This window comes from Duganella sp. GW821-FHT01E12, from assembly GCF_059422325.1.
Genome location: NZ_JBWKWR010000007.1, coordinates 267,114 through 284,379, shown reverse-complemented (window position 1 = coordinate 284,379; position 17,266 = coordinate 267,114). Strand labels below are relative to the sequence as shown.

General features: G+C 66.1%; 14 protein-coding genes. 5 read left to right on the top strand and 9 right to left on the bottom strand.

Features of this window, described 5'->3' with window-relative positions; all coding sequences use genetic code 11:
- Nucleotides 1-7: 7 nt before the first annotated feature.
- On the top strand, nt 8-1,420 hold the full coding sequence (locus AC07WS_RS20670) for an MFS transporter (protein ID WP_494730896.1): 1,413 nt from the start codon (nt 8-10) through the stop codon (nt 1,418-1,420).
- A gap of 40 nt (nt 1,421-1,460) precedes the next feature.
- Nucleotides 1,461-1,799 carry a PilZ domain-containing protein gene (locus AC07WS_RS20665; protein ID WP_494730895.1) on the top strand — a complete coding sequence of 113 codons (339 nt, stop codon included), beginning with the start codon at nt 1,461-1,463 and terminating at the stop codon, nt 1,797-1,799.
- A gap of 12 nt (nt 1,800-1,811) precedes the next feature.
- Here the strand turns inward: AC07WS_RS20665 and AC07WS_RS20660 are convergent, their stop codons facing one another.
- The 5 genes from AC07WS_RS20660 to AC07WS_RS20640 form a co-directional block, all read right to left on the bottom strand.
- Nucleotides 1,812-3,224 (bottom strand): PA domain-containing protein, encoded by a 1,413-nt coding sequence (locus tag AC07WS_RS20660; RefSeq protein ID WP_494730894.1) that lies wholly within the window; start codon nt 3,222-3,224, stop codon nt 1,812-1,814.
- On the bottom strand, nt 3,221-4,261 hold the full coding sequence (locus AC07WS_RS20655) for a choice-of-anchor J domain-containing protein (protein ID WP_494730893.1): 1,041 nt from the start codon (nt 4,259-4,261) through the stop codon (nt 3,221-3,223). The genes AC07WS_RS20660 and AC07WS_RS20655 overlap by 4 nt, the downstream gene beginning before the upstream one ends.
- Nucleotides 4,262-4,408: 147 nt before the next feature.
- On the bottom strand, nt 4,409-4,795 hold the full coding sequence (locus AC07WS_RS20650) for a hypothetical protein (RefSeq protein ID WP_494730892.1): 387 nt from the start codon (nt 4,793-4,795) through the stop codon (nt 4,409-4,411).
- Between the two features lie 4 nt (nt 4,796-4,799).
- Nucleotides 4,800-5,219 carry a DUF6036 family nucleotidyltransferase gene (locus AC07WS_RS20645; protein WP_494730891.1) on the bottom strand — a complete coding sequence of 140 codons (420 nt, stop codon included), beginning with the start codon at nt 5,217-5,219 and terminating at the stop codon, nt 4,800-4,802.
- Between the two features lie 170 nt (nt 5,220-5,389).
- Complete coding sequence (locus AC07WS_RS20640) at nt 5,390-5,779, bottom strand: OsmC family protein (RefSeq protein ID WP_494730890.1); 390 nt, start codon at nt 5,777-5,779, stop codon at nt 5,390-5,392.
- A 152-nt stretch (nt 5,780-5,931) separates the two neighbouring features.
- Between AC07WS_RS20640 and AC07WS_RS20635 the strand changes: the two genes are divergently transcribed.
- On the top strand, nt 5,932-8,175 hold the full coding sequence (locus AC07WS_RS20635; protein ID WP_494730889.1) for a TonB-dependent receptor domain-containing protein: 2,244 nt from the start codon (nt 5,932-5,934) through the stop codon (nt 8,173-8,175).
- 109 nt (nt 8,176-8,284) lie between these two features.
- Here AC07WS_RS20635 and AC07WS_RS20630 read toward each other — a convergent pair whose 3' ends face one another.
- Entirely contained in the window at nt 8,285-9,439 is a 1,155-nt protein-coding gene (locus AC07WS_RS20630; protein WP_494730888.1) for a branched-chain amino acid ABC transporter substrate-binding protein, read from the bottom strand.
- Between the two features lie 134 nt (nt 9,440-9,573).
- On the opposite strand from AC07WS_RS20630, the gene AC07WS_RS20625 reads away from it, so the two are divergent.
- Together AC07WS_RS20625 and AC07WS_RS20620 are read left to right on the top strand one after the other, a co-directional pair.
- Nucleotides 9,574-10,725 carry a pyridoxal phosphate-dependent aminotransferase gene (locus tag AC07WS_RS20625; RefSeq protein ID WP_494730887.1) on the top strand — a complete coding sequence of 384 codons (1,152 nt, stop codon included), beginning with the start codon at nt 9,574-9,576 and terminating at the stop codon, nt 10,723-10,725.
- 9 nt (nt 10,726-10,734) lie between these two features.
- Entirely contained in the window at nt 10,735-12,960 is a 2,226-nt protein-coding gene (locus tag AC07WS_RS20620) for an ATP-binding protein (protein ID WP_494730886.1), read from the top strand.
- Here the strand turns inward: AC07WS_RS20620 and AC07WS_RS20615 are convergent.
- The 3 genes from AC07WS_RS20615 to AC07WS_RS20605 all read right to left on the bottom strand — a co-directional run bounded on the left by AC07WS_RS20615 (nt 12,944) and on the right by AC07WS_RS20605 (nt 17,127).
- A complete protein-coding gene (locus tag AC07WS_RS20615; protein ID WP_494730885.1) occupies nt 12,944-13,684 on the bottom strand; it encodes a substrate-binding periplasmic protein in 741 nt (246 codons plus the stop codon). The two genes, AC07WS_RS20620 and AC07WS_RS20615, sit on opposite strands and share 17 nt — an antisense overlap.
- Before the next feature lie 127 nt (nt 13,685-13,811).
- Complete coding sequence (locus AC07WS_RS20610) at nt 13,812-14,897, bottom strand: metallophosphoesterase family protein (protein WP_494730884.1); 1,086 nt, start codon at nt 14,895-14,897, stop codon at nt 13,812-13,814.
- A 10-nt stretch (nt 14,898-14,907) separates the two neighbouring features.
- Nucleotides 14,908-17,127, bottom strand: coding sequence for a TonB-dependent receptor (locus tag AC07WS_RS20605; RefSeq protein WP_494730883.1), 2,220 nt, complete (start codon nt 17,125-17,127; stop codon nt 14,908-14,910).
- Nucleotides 17,128-17,266: the final 139 nt, after the last annotated feature.

Sequence of the window (17,266 nt, the reverse complement as noted above, 5' to 3'; positions counted from 1 at the left end):
TGCAGGCATGAAAACCGACCGCACACCCCCGCTGGCCATCCTGCTCGCATGCAGCTTTGCCTTCATCATCGTCCAGCTGGACGTCACCATCGTCAACGTCGCGCTGCCGCAGATCGGCCGCGAGCTGGGCGCGGACGTGGCGGCGCTGCAATGGGTGGTGGACGCCTACACGCTGGGCTTTGCCGTGTTCCTGCTTTCCGCCGGCGCGCTGGGCGACAAGTTCGGCTCGCGCCGCACCTTCCTGACCGGCTTCGCGCTGTTCACGGCGGCCTCGCTGGCGTGCGCGCTGGCGCCCACCGCCGCCGCCCTCAATCTGGCGCGGGCGCTGCAGGGAGTCGGCGCGGCGCTGCTGGTGCCCAGTTCACTCGCCATCCTCAACGCCACCTACGCCGACGACAAGGCCATGCTGGCCAAAGCCATCGCCTGCTGGACCGCCGCCGGCGGCGTGTCGATCGCGGCCGGGCCGGTGCTGGGCGGGCTGCTGCTGTCGCTGGCGGGGTGGCGCAGCGTCTTCTGGGTCAATGTCCCGATCTGCGTGGCAGGCTTCTGGCTGACCAGGCGCGTGGTGCCGGCCATGGCCGGGCGCGACCCGCATCGCGCGCTGGACCTGGCCGGACAGCTGCTGGCGGTCGTGGCGCTGACCGGCTTTATCGGCGCCGTGATCGAGTTCGAGTCGCTGGGCTGGTCGCACTGGATGGTGCGGGCCGGGCTGGCCGCCGCCGTGGTGGCCGGGGCGCTGTTCATCCGCGTCGAGGCCCGCAGCCGCTCGCCCATGCTGCCCCTGGCCTTGTTCCGCGGCGCGCCCTTCTCCGGCGCGGTGCTGTTCGGCGTGCTGATGAATTTTTCATACTACGGCGTGATCTTTGTGCTCAGCTTCTACCTGCAAAAGGTGCGCGGCTTCAGCGTGCTGCATGCGGGGCTGGTGTTCCTGCCGTTGACGGCCACCTTCATCCTGTCCAATGTCGCCAGCGGCTGGACGGCGTCGCGCACCGGGCTGCGCACGCCGATGGTGCTGGGCGCCCTGATAGGCGCCAGCGGCTATGCGCTGCTGGGTTGGTGGGGCATCTCCAGCGACGCCACCTTCCCGCAAATGCTGCCCGGACTGGCGCTGATCCCGGCCGGCATGGGCCTGGCGGTGCCGGCGATGACCACCTCCATCCTGTCCGGCGTGGCGCGCCACCAGGCCGGCACCGCGTCGGCGGTGCTGAACACGGCGCGCCAGGTCGGCGGCGCCCTGGGGGTGGCGATATTCGGCGCGCTGGTGGCGGGCGGCGTCGACGCGCATATCCTCGGCGGCATCCGGCTGGCGATGGCGATATCGAGCGCCCTGCTGATGCTGGCGGCGGTACTTGCGCTGACTTGCATCCTGCCGCGCGCCACGGCGCAGGCAAACGGGCGCACCGGAGTGCCCACGCGCTGAAGTATCTGTCATACTGGCGTTTTTTAGCTGGCATGAATAGATGGACCCGAGAAGAGAACATGTACGCCGATTGCTACAAGTGGACGCCCACATCAGCGACATGGATGGCCGAAACTACGTCATCGCCCAGATCATCGACATCTCGCGCATGGGCGTCGCCTTCCTCAGCGACCACCCGCTGCCGATAGACAGCAGTTATGTGATGACTTTCAGCTTCCCCGGCAGCCCAGTCCAGAACAAGGTCACGCTGACCGTGCTGCACAGCTCCCTGATCGGCACGCACGGCCGCTACCGCAATGGCGCGCGCTTCCTGACCATCCCCGACGAAGCGGCCGACCTGATCGTCGATTACGTCACCAGCGCGCCCACCCTCCCCTGATTCCCCTCATCGCTACCAGCCGATATCCCTGAGCAGCGGGAACGTCAAATCGCGCGGCGGCGCCACGTCGTGCGTCAGGTCGCCGTTGATGGACGGTTCCATCAGCTGGTTCGGGAACGCACTGACGTCGTAATGCGACACCGACGATCCGGGCTGGTTGGGATCGGGCGCGTACATCAGCACGCGTCCGGCCGCGTCGGCACCGGCGCGTATCGCCAGGTTCACGCCGAGATTGGCGAACACACCGGAGTGCGTGCGCGAGCGCGTCGCCAGCGCGGACTTGAGCCGGTTGCCGTCATCCAGCGTGATGCGCACGGCCGGGATCACGATGCCGGGGTCGGTGCCGCCCAGGCCGGGCGGCGGCGCGCCGGCCACGTTGTCGACGATGATGACGGCAACGGCGCCGGCATCCTGCGCGTGCCGGACCTTGAGCACGAAGGTGCAGGCGCCACGGTCGATCAACGCGATCCTGCCGCTGACGGCCAGCGCGTTGGCCGGCGATAGCGGATCGCAGGCCAGGCCGCGGTCGGGCGGCGTGTCGATCACCGGCATCACCTCGCCCGTGATGCCGGGACTGGCCAGCGGCGGCCCGAAGCTGGCCGTGCCCACCTGGATGACGCCGGCGATGGCGGCCGGCGCCAGCATCGTCAATACCGGCGTGCCTTGCTGCAGCGCCGTCTGCGCGGCCTGGTTGACGATGGCGCCGTTCCACACCAGCTTGCCGGACTTGAGGGCCGAGGCGGCGCGCTCGGCGTCGCTCATATCCTTCCACAGCTTGCCGGTGCCGGCGTCCAGCAGGAAGTAGTCCCAGATGCTGGGGATGCCGCCCAGTTGTTCGCCGGTGCCCGTATCGGTATAGGTCTGGAAGCCGAAGCCGTGGGCGAATTCATGCTCCAGCACGGTAACCAGGTCGACCAGGCTGCCGTGATTGTCGTCCAGCCCGAGATAGAAAGGCACGCCGGTGAAACAGCCCGGCTGTCCCAGGTTGACGTTGAAGCGGGCGCGGATGTCCGGCGATGCGGGGTCGGCGTCCACGCCGAGGTATTTATTGGTCTCCGCCTTGCTGAACCAGGCGTGGGCGACCGGCGCGCCGGCGAAGTCCGAGAACACCTCCAGCGCACCGGCCGAGCCGAGCACCGCGCCGCCGTCGTTACACGGCAGCGCCTCCCAGGTGGCGAGGATGCTGATCGGCACCGCGCTGGTCAAGGTGGCGCCCCATTTGCTGGCGGCGGCCTGGAAGGCGTTCAGGCGCTGGGCGCCCAGCGTGGTGCCGGCGTTGCCGCCGACCGGGGCCGTGGGGGTGGCGTCGTTGAAGCCGACGCCGGCGGCATCGCCGTTGACGATGGTGATGGTCGCGGCCGCCCAGGCCGTCGAGGAGCACAGCAGCGCCGCTGCCGCGATGAGGGCCGTCACGGTGCGCTTCATTTTTGTTCTCCTTTGGCATTGAGCTCTTTGGGCGCGGCCGAGTATGGGGTTTGCGTACCGTCCAGCACCATGCCGACGCCGCCGTGCGGCGGGTGGATCATCCTGGGCGGGGCGGCGCGCGCCTTCGGCGCCGCCCCGCTGGCGCGGATGGCCGCGTCCAGCGCGGCGGCCTGTTCCGGTGTGGGATCGGCCAGCTTGCCGGTCACGGGGTCCTTGTAGGCCTTGAGCCCGCCGGTGTCCCGCCCTGCCGCCGGCTGCGGCGCGGCCGCTTGCGTGGCCAGCTGCACATGGGGGAAGCTCATCACTCCGTCGTCCGGCAGCGCCTGCACCGTTGTTGCCGCCAGCGCCAGGCCGGACAGCGCCAGCCAGCTGGCCGGCTTACGCTTGCGGGACACGCCGGCCAGCGCGCTCAGGCCAATCACGATCAGCGCGATGGTGCCGGGCGCGGGTACCGGGGCCGGGTTGACGCTGACGCTGTCGATGCCGATGTAGTCGCCGTTGAGGCTGGTGTCGTCCACCACGTAACGGAAGGCAAACCGTCCGCTGGCCGGCGCCGTCAGGCCGCCGAGCATGAGCGAGTGGTCGAGCCAGCCGGTGTCCGCGGCCGAGTCGAACGAGGTCAGCAGATTGAACCCGCCGAGGCCGGTGCTGGCGCCGTTGGTGCTGAGATAGACCTCGACCGTGTCGAGAAAGCCTTCGCCGAGCAGGCGCAGAGAGAAGTTCAGCGACTCGCCGTTGGACAGGGCCAGTTCCGGCGTCAGCATCCAGTTGCTGATGGCGCCGCCGAACGCCGCGTTGTTGAGGTTGGCCGCGATATACGAATCGCCAGGTCCGGCCGCCGCCGCGAACACGGTGGGGACGCCCTGGAACCAAGAGGTGCTGCCGGGCGGTGAGCTGTTGTTCACGAACACCCAGCCGTTGGCGGTCAAGGCGGCGACGTCGTTGAAGCCCTCGTTCAACAACGGCGCTGCCGATGCGGCGACGGTACAACCAGCGGCAACTGCAAGCAGCCCCGCCCAGCGTTTAATCAAGTCCATATCTATCCCCACGAAGAGAAGGTCGAATCGGGTAAGCTCATTGGCACGGCTCAACTTGCCTTGTTTAGACCGATGCGCGACTCGGCGGTTCCCGCGCCGGCGAAAAAAAATCCGGCACGTGGGCCGGATGGTGGGGATGCCAGCCGCTCAGATGGTCGCGGCGTAGTGGCGTGTTTGGTAGGGAAGCAATTCTTCGACGAACGGCATCAGATCGGCGGAGGCGCCCCATTCGATTGCGCGAACGTCTTTGCATTGGCTGTCCGTGACCGGAGGTGAGGCTGGCCTGTACGGCTCCAAGGATGCGAGCAAATCCAATTTACGTTGCTTGGACCTGATGTTAAACCTCGACAGCCGGTCCAGCAGATATCCAATATCCGCACGGAACGCTTCCGGCACCTTACCCATATCGGGAATCAACGAGGTATACCAAACCGTCACAGCGACCCTAAGCAACAGCTCGGTATCCATCCGCGCCAACCCATCGCTGCACAAGGCAGCCAGCGCCCCGTCAAACTCTTCGCGATTCAGCATCATGACGTCACCTCGTCGACCATTTCTTCTTAATATAGTCGATATGGCTACCCAAGTCAGGGCCAACATAATAGCTAATCGCCTCTCTCGCCAATTGTTCAAATCGCTCTATGGAAGCGCCGGGTTGTTGCAGCAAGAGGAAAATGTCATCTATATCCAGAGGAGCGAGGCGGCCAAGTTTCGTTATTGCCAGATCTTCGGGGCAAGGTATCCAAACCGACAAGGGCGAGTCCGGCGCGAATCCACTGTCCAGTCTTATAGCTTGTTCCCGATAGTCCTCATGCAACGGGCACAGAGTAGTGTTGAATCTACGGTCATAGACCAGCTGTGACGATCCATGCTCGGGGTCGTCATACTCCAAAAAAGGCAGCTCCCGAAGCGCAAGATCCAGATCGCCTCTGTGTAAAAGCTGATAGTTAAATTCCACATCCACATCACTCGTAATCGCCAAACAGTCGAAGTATCGCCGTGCGCAGAGGTGTCTGCTTCATGTCACGCTCGCTGAAGTTCAAGCACATTTTTTTACGTTCAGCGCCGGGCGCTCTGATATAAGTCAGGTGCGAGGTACAGCAGGTCGCGCGTTGGCGCGGCGGATCGTCAGCCGACCGTGGTGTCGATCACCATGCCGGCCTTCAGCGTCAACGTCACCGGCGTCTTCTCGGCGATTTCGGCCATGCGGGATTTTTGCTCGGCATCCAATGCCCCGCTGAAGGACAGCGTGCGCTTGACCATCATCGCGCCGTTCTCGTCGCGGGTCAGCTGCAGCGCGACGTCGACCGCGTCCAGCGGCCACTGCTTGCGGTCGGCGTACATGCGCAGTGTGATCGCGGTGCATGCGCCCAGGCCGGCCAGCACGAAGTCGTAAGGCGCCGGCCCCGCGTCGCGGCCGCCGTTGCGCTCCGGCTCGTCGCCGACCAGCGCGTGGCCGCCGACTTCTATGGTGGTTCGGTAACTGTCCTTGCCGATGTGGGCGGTGCCGCGTGCCATGTGATTCTCCTGTGTGAGGCGCTATTTTAGCCGCTCCCCCCGGGGCCCAAGTAAAGTATTGTAAATGGCAATTATTACCGCTTGAGTTGCAACTAAAATAGCTACCCTTTAACGACGAACTCGACGGCGCCATTGCACGGGCCCGATTCACCATGCACAAGATCTTCCTGACCGCCTGCCTCGCCGCCCCGCTGACCGCCCTCGCCCAGTCCCAGGCCACGCCCGCCAAGGCGGACGCCAAGGCGGCCACCTCGGCCAAGCCCAAGGAAGCGGCGCCGGTGGTGCCGTCGGTCACCGTGGCCGGCGAGCGGCCGACCAACCGCATCGACCGCCAGGTGTACGACGTCAAGTCCGACATCAGCAGCACCAACGGCACCGCCGCCGATGCGCTCAACAACGTGCCGTCGGTGGCGGTGGACCCGGACGGCACGGTCACGCTGCGCGGCAGCAGCAATGTGCAGATCCTGGTCGACGGCAAGCCGTCCGCCATGCTGCAGGGCGACAACCGCGGCGCCACGCTGCAGGCGATGAACGCCGACGACATCGAATCGGTCGAGGTCATCAACAACCCCGGCGCGCAGTTCGGCAACGAGGCCGGCGGCGGCCCCATCCTCAACCTGGTGATGCGCCGCAACCGCAAGCCGGGCGGCTTCGCCAACGTCAACGCCAACGGCGGCTACGCCGGCCGCTACAACAGCGCCGCGTCGGGCAGCTACAACGAGGGGCCGTGGGGTTTCCAGGGCGGCGTCAACGTGCGCCACGACGGCCGCAACTCCACCGCCGTCGTCAGCCGCGACCGGCTCGATCCGGCCAGCGGCGCCTTCGTCCACAGCAGCCAGAACTCGTCGGGCGCCGGCCTGAACGACATGGGCGGCGTCAACGGCACCGTCAGCTACAACCTGGACCAGAACGACACCCTGACCGCCAGCGCGAACTACATGGGGCGCGGCAACGACCAGCGCGGCATCGACCGCTACGTCAACGGCGCCACCGCCGGCTTCCCGGCCACCGACTACGTGCGCACCACCGCGCGCGACGGCGAGGCCAAGAACTACAGCTGGGGCGGGCGCTACGACCACAAGGGCGCGCTGCCCAACGAGACGCTCAAGATCGACCTGCGCGTGTCGGCCTCCGAGAACGACAGCAACAGCGCCTACGCCAACGACTACGCGGCCGGCGGCCTGCCGAACACGCGCGCCAACCAGCGCAACGACAGCAGCACCCACATCGTCGACTTTACCGGCGACTACGAACGGCCGCTGGCCGGCGGCAGCCTCAAGGCGGGCTACAAGGTGGCCACCAACAAGAACAACTTCGACACGCTGTACACCGACATCAATCCGCTGACCTCGGCCGCCGTGGTCAATCCTGCGCGCAGCAACCGCTTCGACCTGGAGGAGACCGTGGTGGCGCTGTACGGCTCCTACCAGCTCAAGCTCAACGAGCGCTGGGGCGCGCTGGCCGGCCTGCGCACCGAGCACACCGACCTGGACATCCACCAGATCACCAGCGGCGTCGAGGCCAGGAACAGCTACACCAACCTGATCCCGAGCTTGTTCGCCACCTACAAGGCGACCGAGACGGCCAACATGCGCTTCGCCTACGCGCGCCGCCTACGCCGGCCGAACGCCAACGACCTCAACCCGTACGTGGTGTACCGCGACGAGTTCAACGTCTCGTCCGGCAATCCGATGCTCAAGCCGACCAAGACCGACTCCTTCGAAGTGGGCTACGAGACCAAGTTCGGCGCGCTGGAGACCAATCTGCGCGGCTACTACCGCAAGGACACCGACGCCATCGTTGACTACCGCACCTTCATCGGCAACAACGTGCTGCTGACCACGCGCCAGAACGGCGAAGGCAGCCATGCGAGCGGGCTGGAGTTCACGGTCAGCGGCAAGCTGACGCCGTCGCTGACGCTCAACTCCAGCGGCAACCTGGCGCGCAGCGAGCAGACCACGCAGGACGACAGCGGCGCGCTGGTCACGCGCACGGCCAACTCGCTGAGCGGCCGCGTGCGTCTGAACTACGCCTACAGCGCCGCCACGCAAGTGCAGATGGCCCTGCAAATGCAGGGCAAGACACTGTCGGGCCAGGGCTACCGTTCGCCGAACAACACCCTCAACCTGAGCGTGCGCCAGGCGGTGACGCCGCGTTTGAGCCTGGTCGGCACGGTCACCGACCTGTTCAGCACCAACAAGATGGAGACCGTCATCAACAGCGCCACGCTGCGCGAGACCAGCACGCGGCGCTTCGACGGCCGGGTGTTCTACCTGGGCCTGTCGTACCGCCTGGGCGGCCCGGCGAGCGCCGCCGACACACGCAACGAACCGCGCTTCGGCCCGCCGCAAGGCCCCGGCCCGGGCGGCCCCGGCCGCGGCCCATCCGAAGGCTGAGCCCGCCAAATAAAATTGGGGTCAAGTCTGACATTCGGACACGGCCTCTTCCGTAGCGGCCTGCTACGGAAGAGGCCGTGTCCGAATGTCAGACTTGACCCCAAGTTGTTTATTTGACTACTGCGAGTTTTTCGCGCTTGGCGTTGCGGAAGGTGAAGATGGTGAGCACGCCGTCCTGCACGTCGCCGCGCTCGTCGAAGGTGATGTTGCCGGTGACGCCCTTGTGGGTGATCCTGGCTAGCACAGGCAGGTACTTGGCCGGGTCCGGCGAACCGGCCTTCTGCATCGCCTCCACCATCGTCATCAGCGCGTCGTAGGTGTAGGGCGAGTAGGTCTGCACGTCGATGCCGAACTTCTTCCGGTATGCCACCCGGAAATCGGCCATGCCCTTTTCCTGCGACGGCTCGACCCCGCCCGCCTCGGCGCAGATCACCTGGCCATCGCTCATGCCGTCGCCCGCCAGCCGCGGCACCGAATCCGAACACATGCCGTCGCCCCCCATGAACTTGACCGGCATCGCCAGCTGCTTCATCTGCCGCAACATCGGCCCGGCCACCGCGTCCATGCCGCCGAAGAACACCATGTCCGGCTTGGTCGCCTTGATGGCGGTGAGGATGGCGCTGAAGTCGGTGGCCTTGTCGTTGGTGAACTGGGTCGACACCACGCTGGTCCCGCTAGCGCCGCCACCACGCTTGATGTTCTTGACGAATTCGTCGACCAGCCCCTTGCCGTAGGCCGTGCGGTCGTCGATGACAGCGATGCGCCTGGCCTTGACGCTCTGCATCGCATAGCGCGCCAGCGCGGCGCCCAGCTGCTCGTCGTTGGCGATGTTGCGGAAGGCGGTGTTGAAGTGCTGGCGCGTGTACTGCGGATTGCTGGCCGACGGCGAGATCTGCGGTATCCCGGCGTCGTGATAGATGCGCGAGGCCGGGATCGTCGTGCCCGACGTCTCGTGGCCGATCACGCCGTTGACCCTGGCGTCCACCAGCTTTTGCGCCACCACCGTGCCCTGCTTCGGATCGGCGGCGTCGTCCTCGGCCTGCAGCACGATCTTGTATTTCTTCCCGCCGATCACCACGCCCTTGGCGTTGAGCTCGTCCACGGCCATGCGCGCGCCGTTTTCGTTGTCCTTGCCCAGATGGGCGATCGGTCCCGACGTGGCCGCCACGTGGCCGATCCGGATCACGTCCTGCGCCTGGGCGGCGCCGGCCGCCGCGAGACCCAGCGCGAGCGCCCGGGCCAGTCTGTTCATTGTCAGCTGCATAAGATTACCGAAGTGCCCTCGTTGGTTAATTCACCGAGGATACCATCCGGCAAAAAACGACGCCATCCGTGCGTACTGACTTCTCTATCTGAAGTAGAATGGCAAAACAGAACATTTGCCATAGAGACATTAGTATGGAACTTTCACAACGAATCGCCCGCTCCAAGCCGCTGGCAACCACCGCCATGCACGGCCGCGTCGACGCGCTGAAGGCGCGCGGCGAGGACGTCATCGACTTCTCCATCGCGATCTCCCATTTCCAGGCGCCCGAGCCGGTGCTGCGGGCCGCGCGCGACGCCCTGCTGCAACCGGCGCTGCCCTACACCACGGTCGGCGGCGACGCCGGCATCCGCGCCCGCCTGGCCGCCAAGGTGGTGCGCGAGAACGGCATCGCCGCCGGGCCCGACGAGATCCTCGTCACCAACGGCGCCAAGCAGGCCCTGTACCAGGCGCTGTACGTGATGGCCGATCCGGGCGACGCCGTCATCATCTTCAAGCCGCACTGGCCGGCCTACGTCGCCACCTGCAAGCTGCTGCAGCTGGTGCCGGTGCTGGTCGACCTGCCCGACACCGTCAGCGCCGAATTCCTGGCCGGCCTGCCGCCGGCCAAAATCCTGATCATCAACAATCCGCACAATCCCACCGGCGGCGTGCTGGGCGGCGACGAACTCGAACGCATCGCCGCCTGGCTCAAGCGCACCGGCACCCGCGCCATCGTCGACGAGAGCTACGAAAAGCTGATCTTCGACGGCGCCCACATCAGCCTGGCCGCGCGCCCGGACTGGCGGGACATCGGCATCGTCACCCTGTATTCGGCCTCGCAGAGCTACGCGATGATGGGCTGGCGCGCCGGCTTCGCGGTGGCGCCGGCCAGGCTCGTCACCGCCATGGAGACGCTGCAAGGCCCGATCACCGCCGCCGCGCCGATGCTGATCCAGCTGGCGCTGGCCGCGGCCTTCGAATCGGGCGAACCGGCCGACATGCTGGCCGAATACCGCCAGCGCCGCGACCTGGTGCTGGACCTGCTGCACGGCCTGCCATGGCTGACCATGCACTGCCCGGCCTCCGGCCCCTACCTGTGGGGCGACATCTCGGCCCTGACCATGGACAGCAACCAGTTCGCCGAACAGCTGCTGAGCGAAGAGTCGGTGGCGCTGATGCCGGGCGAAGCCTTGGGTGCGCCGGGATTTATCCGCATCGGCTATATTTCGGACGACATCGCCACGCTGAGGCGCGGTGTGCAAGCGATCATCCGCTTTGGCAACGCACGCTATCGGAGCCGGTAAACACCGAGCATGGCCTTTCTTCTCTTTCAGCTTAACAGTCTGCGCAGCCGCCTGATCCTGCTGGTGGCGCTGGCGATCGCCCCGATCGCGGTGATGACCCTCGTCAGCGGCGTGCGCGAACGCGAGCACGCGGTCGAAGTGGCGGAAGACAACCTGCAGCGCCTGACCAACCTGGCCGCCGCCAACGAGGCGCAGTCCATCGAAGGCGCGCGCCAGATCCTGCGCGACCTGGCCAGCATCCCCGACCTGAACGGCGACCAGGCCCATTGCAGCCGCCTGCTGGCCAACATCCAGTACCAGAATCCGGACTACGCCAACCTCGGGCTGATACAGCTGAACGGCGACGTCACCTGCAGCGCGGTGCCGTCGGACGGGCCGGTCAACCTGGCCGACCGCGCGCACTTCCGCCGCGCCGTGCACCTGCGCCGCTTCGTGGCCGGCGGCTACGTGTTCGGCCGCGTGATCCGCAAGCACACCGTCAACCTCACCTACCCGCTGCTGGGCGAACACGACCAGGTCAAGGCGGTGGTGTTCGCCGCGCTGGACCTGACCAAGCTCGATCGCTTCGTGGCCGACATCAAGCTGCCGCCAGGATCGCTGCTGCTGACCACCGATTCCGAAGGCAGGATCATTTCGCGCAAGCCCAATCCCGAGCAGTGGTACGGCCAGATGGTCTGGCCCGAGATGCGCACCGCCATGTCCGGCGAGCCGGGCAAGCCGGTGCTGCTGACCGGCCCGGACGGCGTCGAGCGCCTGCACCGCTTTGCCCGCGTCGGCAACAACGGCCTGTCCGACTACACCGTCACCATCGGCATTCCGGCCGCCGACATCACGGCCTCCGCCCGCCACGATCAGATGCTCGACATGGTGGCGCTGGCCATCACCGTGCTGTTGGCGCTGCTGGCGGCGTGGTTCGTCGGCGACGTGCTGGTGCTGCGCCGGGTCAAGCGCCTGGCCACCACCGCCAACAACATCGCCTCCGGCTCGCTGGGCGCGCGCAGCGGCATCGTCTACGGCAACGAGGAGATCTCGGAACTGGCGCGCGCGCTGGACGCGATGGCCGAGGCCCTGCAGGCCAAGGAACAGCAGCACCTGAACGCGGAAAGCCAGCTGCGCCTGGCCGACCAGCGCAAGGACGAATTCCTGGCGATGCTGGCCCACGAGCTGCGCAACCCGCTGGCGCCGATCAGCGCCGGCGCGCAGCTGCTGCAAAGCGGCCACGCCACCGAGGCGGCCGTCGCCCGCACCGCCGGCATCATCGTGCGCCAGGTGCACCACATGACGCGCCTGGTCGACGACCTGCTCGACGTCTCGCGCGTCACGCGCGGGCTGGTGACGCTCACGCGCATGCCGCTGAACGTGGCCGATGTCGTCGCCGACGCCGTCGAACAGGCGGAGCCGCTGTTCCAGGCCAAGCAGCAGCACTTCGAACTGTCGCTGCCCGAGACGCCGCAGCGGATCGACGGCGACCACAAACGGCTGGTGCAGGTGCTGGTCAACGTGCTCAATAACGCCGCCAAGTACACGCCGGTGGGCGGCAAGGTCAAACTGGCGGTGCGCGCCGAACCGGGCCTGGTGCGGCTGGTGGTCAGCGATTCAGGCATCGGCATGGCGCCCGAGCTGCGCGCCCGCGTGTTCGAACTGTTCGCCCAGGCCGACCGCAATCCGGATCGCTCGCAAGGCGGGCTGGGTCTGGGACTGGCGCTGGTCAAATCGCTGGTGGAGCTGCATGGCGGCAGCGTGGCCGCCGACAGCGCAGGCGAAATGCAAGGCAGCACCTTCACCATCACCCTGCCCGGCGGGCCGGGGCAGCATGCGCCGGCGGCGGCCAAGCCACCGGCCAAGGGCGGCGGCGCCAGGCTGCGCGTGCTGGTGGTGGACGACAACGTCGACGCGGCGCAAACGCTGCAGCTGCTGCTCGACGCATCGGGGCACGAAGTGCTGGTCGCGCACACCGCGCTGGAAGCACTGGAGATCGCCCAGCGCCTGGCGCCGGAACTGTGCCTGCTCGATATCGGCCTGCCCGACATCAGCGGCAACGAACTGGCGCGCGGCCTGCGCGCGCTGCCGCAGACGGCCAAGTCCACGCTGGTGGCGGTGACCGGCTACGGCCGCCGCGAGGACCGCGACCTGGCCAGCGAAGCGGGCTTCGACCATTACTTCGTCAAGCCGGTCGATGTCGAGGCCCTGCTGCATTTGATCGCCGGACTGGCCTCGGCTATTCCCAAGCCTTAGCGATCCGTTCCAGCTCGCCGCTTTTCTCCAGCGTGTGCAAGGCGGCGCGCAGGCGCTCGACCAGCGCGGGGTCGGCCTGCCTGGACAGCATGAAGTACAAGGGACTGCTGGCCATCACCGTCGGCATTATCCTGACCTTGGCCACCACGCCTACGCGCTCCAGCAACGCCTGCAAACCCGGCGTCCGGTGAAAGTAGAAGCGGCCCCGGTGCGCCAGCAGTTTTTGCAGATTGAGTTTCGGGTCGCCGGCGCCGGCATCGATCTGGGCGACGCCTGCCTGCTCCAGCACCCCCACGGCGGCAAAGCCGCGATTGGCCAGCACCACGTTGTCCGGTTCCAGCTTGCGCAGGTCTTCCCAGCTGCCGACCACCGCCGGATCGTCGATGCGCGCCACCAGGTAGTAGCGGATGGTGAACAACGCCGGCCCGACGAACAGGTATTTCCTGTCCCGCTCCGGCGAATGCGACAGGCCGCAGGATGCATCTTGCATGCCACGGTCGAGGGAGGAGTAAATTCGAGGCAAAGGCTGCCAACTCTGGTCGCCGGTGAATTTCAAACCGGGATCGAGTCGTTCGATGGCGCGCATGATGTCGATGCAGATGCCGACCACGCGGCCGCTTCCCGCTCCGGCGCTCTGGAACTTAGGCTCGGTGCCCTGCTGCGCCGCCGTGCGTATCTCCGTGGCGGCGATACCGTCCCCCGCTGTCGACAGCAAGGACAGCATCGCACTGAGTACATAAACCCCGGTCGGTATGCGTAACACAATAGGCCCGCTGGCAGGCGGCGGTGGCTGCGATCGGCCCATTGTAGCGCGGCGTTGCAGGATCGTCACTCATTGGCGGCGGCCCGGTTCAGAAGTCGATGGTTTTCAGCCGCCGCGTTTTGCCGTAGTGCTCATCGAAGCCACGCACCTCGATGCGCACCTTGCCGCTGGCGCGCACCTGCACCAGCGCCCACGCATACGCCCTGTCCTGCGGATTGCGGCTGTCTCCCGGCTTGGCGCTGAACGGCGAGCCGCCCGAGCCGACCATCACCTGCCACGCCTTGCCGCCGCCGGCGCGCGCCGGCTGCTGCGCGTTGAAGATGTGCTGGTGGCCGCAGAAGTAGGCGCCGCCGTATTCCTCCATCACCTGCCAGAACGCCTTGGCATTGTCGGGATAGATGTCCATGCCGTCCGCTTCCACGCCGTCCTTGAAGTAATAGGTGTAGGCCGGCTTGTGGCCGAACACGAAGAAGCGCTTCGCTCCGCGCGCCCTGGCCTGGCGGAAGTCCTCGGCCAGCCAATGGGCCGGGCCGTGGCCGTCGTTGCCCACCGGGTCGGTGTCGATGACGGCGAAGTGGCTGCCGCCCGCGTCGAAGGAAAACGTGAGCTGCGATTGGCTGGTGCGGTTGCCATCCGGCCCGCCCGCCGCAGGTGCGTTGGCGGCGTCGAAGGCGGTGGCCTCGACGCCGGTGACGGCTTTCCAGCGGGCCGTGTCCAGTATCAGGTCGCCCATGCTTTCGCGCCACAGCTCCTCGTTTTCAAGGCGCGCCGTCTTCGTGACCTTGCCCTCGGCGTCCTTGTCCTTGAACTGCATTTCGTGGTTGCCGGTCACCGGCACCACGTAGGTGCCGCTTTCCATCAGGCCCGCCGTCATGCCGCGCCAGTAGGCGTACTGGCGCGCGATCACGGCCTTGTCGGCGGTGTAACCCATGATCATGTCGCCGTTGAAGAACAAGGCCTTCGGCCGCGCCGCCTGGATCTCGCCCAGGATGCGCGACAGCGCCCGCGTGTTCTGCAGGTAGACCTTGTCCTGCGCCGTCGCGGCGCTGACTGGATCGGCGCGCGAGTCGCCCACGGTGGCGAACGACATCACCACAGGATCGGGCTTGGCGGCCAGCGCGGCGCCCTGGTTCAGCACCAGCGCCGCGCAGCACAGCATTGTGGATATGCGCATGCGAGCCGCCTTAGAAGTCGGCATTGAGCGAGACCGTCCAGCTGCGCTCCGGCACGAAGGTGTACTGGTCGAACGCCGCGCCCTTGCTGCTGGCCGAAATCGACGTCACGTCCTGCTTGTTGAAGACATTGTTGACGCCGACCTGCAGCTTGAGCATCTTGACCCCGCCGGCGTTCACGCGCCAGCGGTAGCCGGCCGTGAAATCGGTCACGGTGTAGGCGCCGATCTGGTAGGCGGCCGGTTCGCCGTCCTTGGCGTACTGGCTGCCGTTGGTCTTGGCGATCAGCGAGCCATACAGGCCGTGGTCCTTGTACAGCAGGCCCAGTGCGGCGGTCGATTTGGGCGCCTTGGCGATTTGCAGGCCGGTGTCCTTGGCCTCGGCCTTGTTGACCGAGCCGTTGGCATGCAGCGAGAAGCCGCTGCCGACATACAAGGTCGCCGCGCCCTCGATGCCCTTGTAGACCACGCCGCCCTGGTTGTAGTAGACCAGGTCATTGCCGGTGCCGGTCGAGGCGATCTTGTTGTTAAAGTCGATGTAGTAGACGTCCGCGTCGAAGGTCAGGCGGCCCGATTGATGCACGGTGCCCAGTTGGTAGTTGGTGGAGGTCTGCGGCTTGGGCGTGCTCAGGTTCGGATTGTTCACGTAGAACATCGACAGGTCCGGCACCAGGAAGCCGCGCGCCACCTGGGCGTAGGCCGACCACTCCTTGTTGACGGCGTAGTTCGCGGTCAGGAACGGCAAGGTGGTGTCGTAGGTCTGGTCGGCCTTGGTCGCGATGCGCGTACCCTGGTTGACCACCGCGTCCAGCGAGCGCTTGAAGTTGACGTACTTGATCCCCGGCGTCACCGTCCACTGCGGCGCCACCGCCCATTCGAATTCAACGAAGGGTTGATACTGCTTCCACGACGAATTCTGGTTGTATGAAACGTCCTTCGGCGCGCTCGCCTCCTTCGGATTGGGCAGGTTCAGCGTCCAATCCAGGTCGAAGGTGTGGCGCTCGGTGTCCGAGTTCTCCAGCCAGACGCCGGTGCGCAGCAGGCCCGCGTCCAGTCGCTTGGTCAGCTTGAAGATGTCGCCGTTGACGCGGTAGGAATTGAGCTTGTTGTAGCCGGGGACGTTCTTGTTGCCGGCCGCGCCGGACTTGGTGCCGTTGGCCGTGGCGCCGCTGGCGTCCTGGCCGGAGAAGGTGTTGTTGTCGTAGGCGTAGGTGTAGAGCGTGTTGTCGATGCCCCAGCCGCCGTCCAGGTTCGATTGCAGGCGGACGTACTCGAAGTCCGTGCGCTTGTCGTTGTAGTTGTAACCGAAGTAGTTCTGGCTGGTCTTGTCGTTGTTGAGCGAGTAGTTCTTGCCGTACAGCGCGACCTGGGCCAGCGTGACGCCCGCCTTGTCCGGCACGTAGCTGTGGATCTTGTTATAGGTCGAGAACAGCGTCAGCATGGTGTCCTTGCCGAGCGGCTTCTGGAGCTTGAACTGGTAGTTGTCTTCCTTGACGCTGCTGTAGGTCTGGTAACCGTCGCTGGTCAGGCGCGAGGCGTTGAACATCATGCGCGCGTCGCCGAACCGCTCCAGCTGGCCGGAGTCGATCTCCGCACCGAGGATCTTGGTGTTCCAGGAACCGTAGGTGGCATAAGGCGAAAAGCGGAATTCGGTCGACAGCTCCTTCGAAAACAGATTGATCGAACCACCGAAGGTGGCCTGTCCCAGGTTGCTGGCGTTGCCCGGGCCGCGCTCGATCACCATGCCGCCGATGATACGGGCCGGGAAGTAGGACGTCGAATGGTGGGTCGGATTGTTGGTATCGCCGAACGGGATGCCGTCGTAGGTGATGTTGTACTCGCCGTCCTGGAAGCCACGCAGCGTGACCTTCGACTCGCCCAGCCCAGGGCCGTTCGACGACAACCCGGAGCCGACGCTGGGCGCGATGCGCGCGACGGCGTTGAAGTCCGCCAGCGGCGTCACAGCCTGCTCGATGAAGGTGGCGGTGATGATGGACTGCGGCTGGGTGGCCTGCAGCGACGCCTGCACCGGCGCGCGGTTGGCCGCATGCGAACCGGTGATCACCACGCGGCTCTTGATCGCCTCCGAATCCAGCGCGGTGTTCGATACCGGCACGTCGTCGCTGGTGGGCGCCGCGGTTTGCGCGTGCGCGCCGCCGGACATCAAGGTCAGCGCGGCCAGAACATGGGCCGACATGGTCGACAAGATCAAGTGCTGCTTCGGATTCTTCATTTGGCTTTCCAGTTTGCGGAGGTGTAAAAACCGGAAAGTCTAAGAACCTTTTGTGACAACAGTATGAATCGCATTGATAACTCCGCACGGCGGCGCGACCTAGCAGAGCATTCATTAACGCTGAATTAAAGCCTCCAAC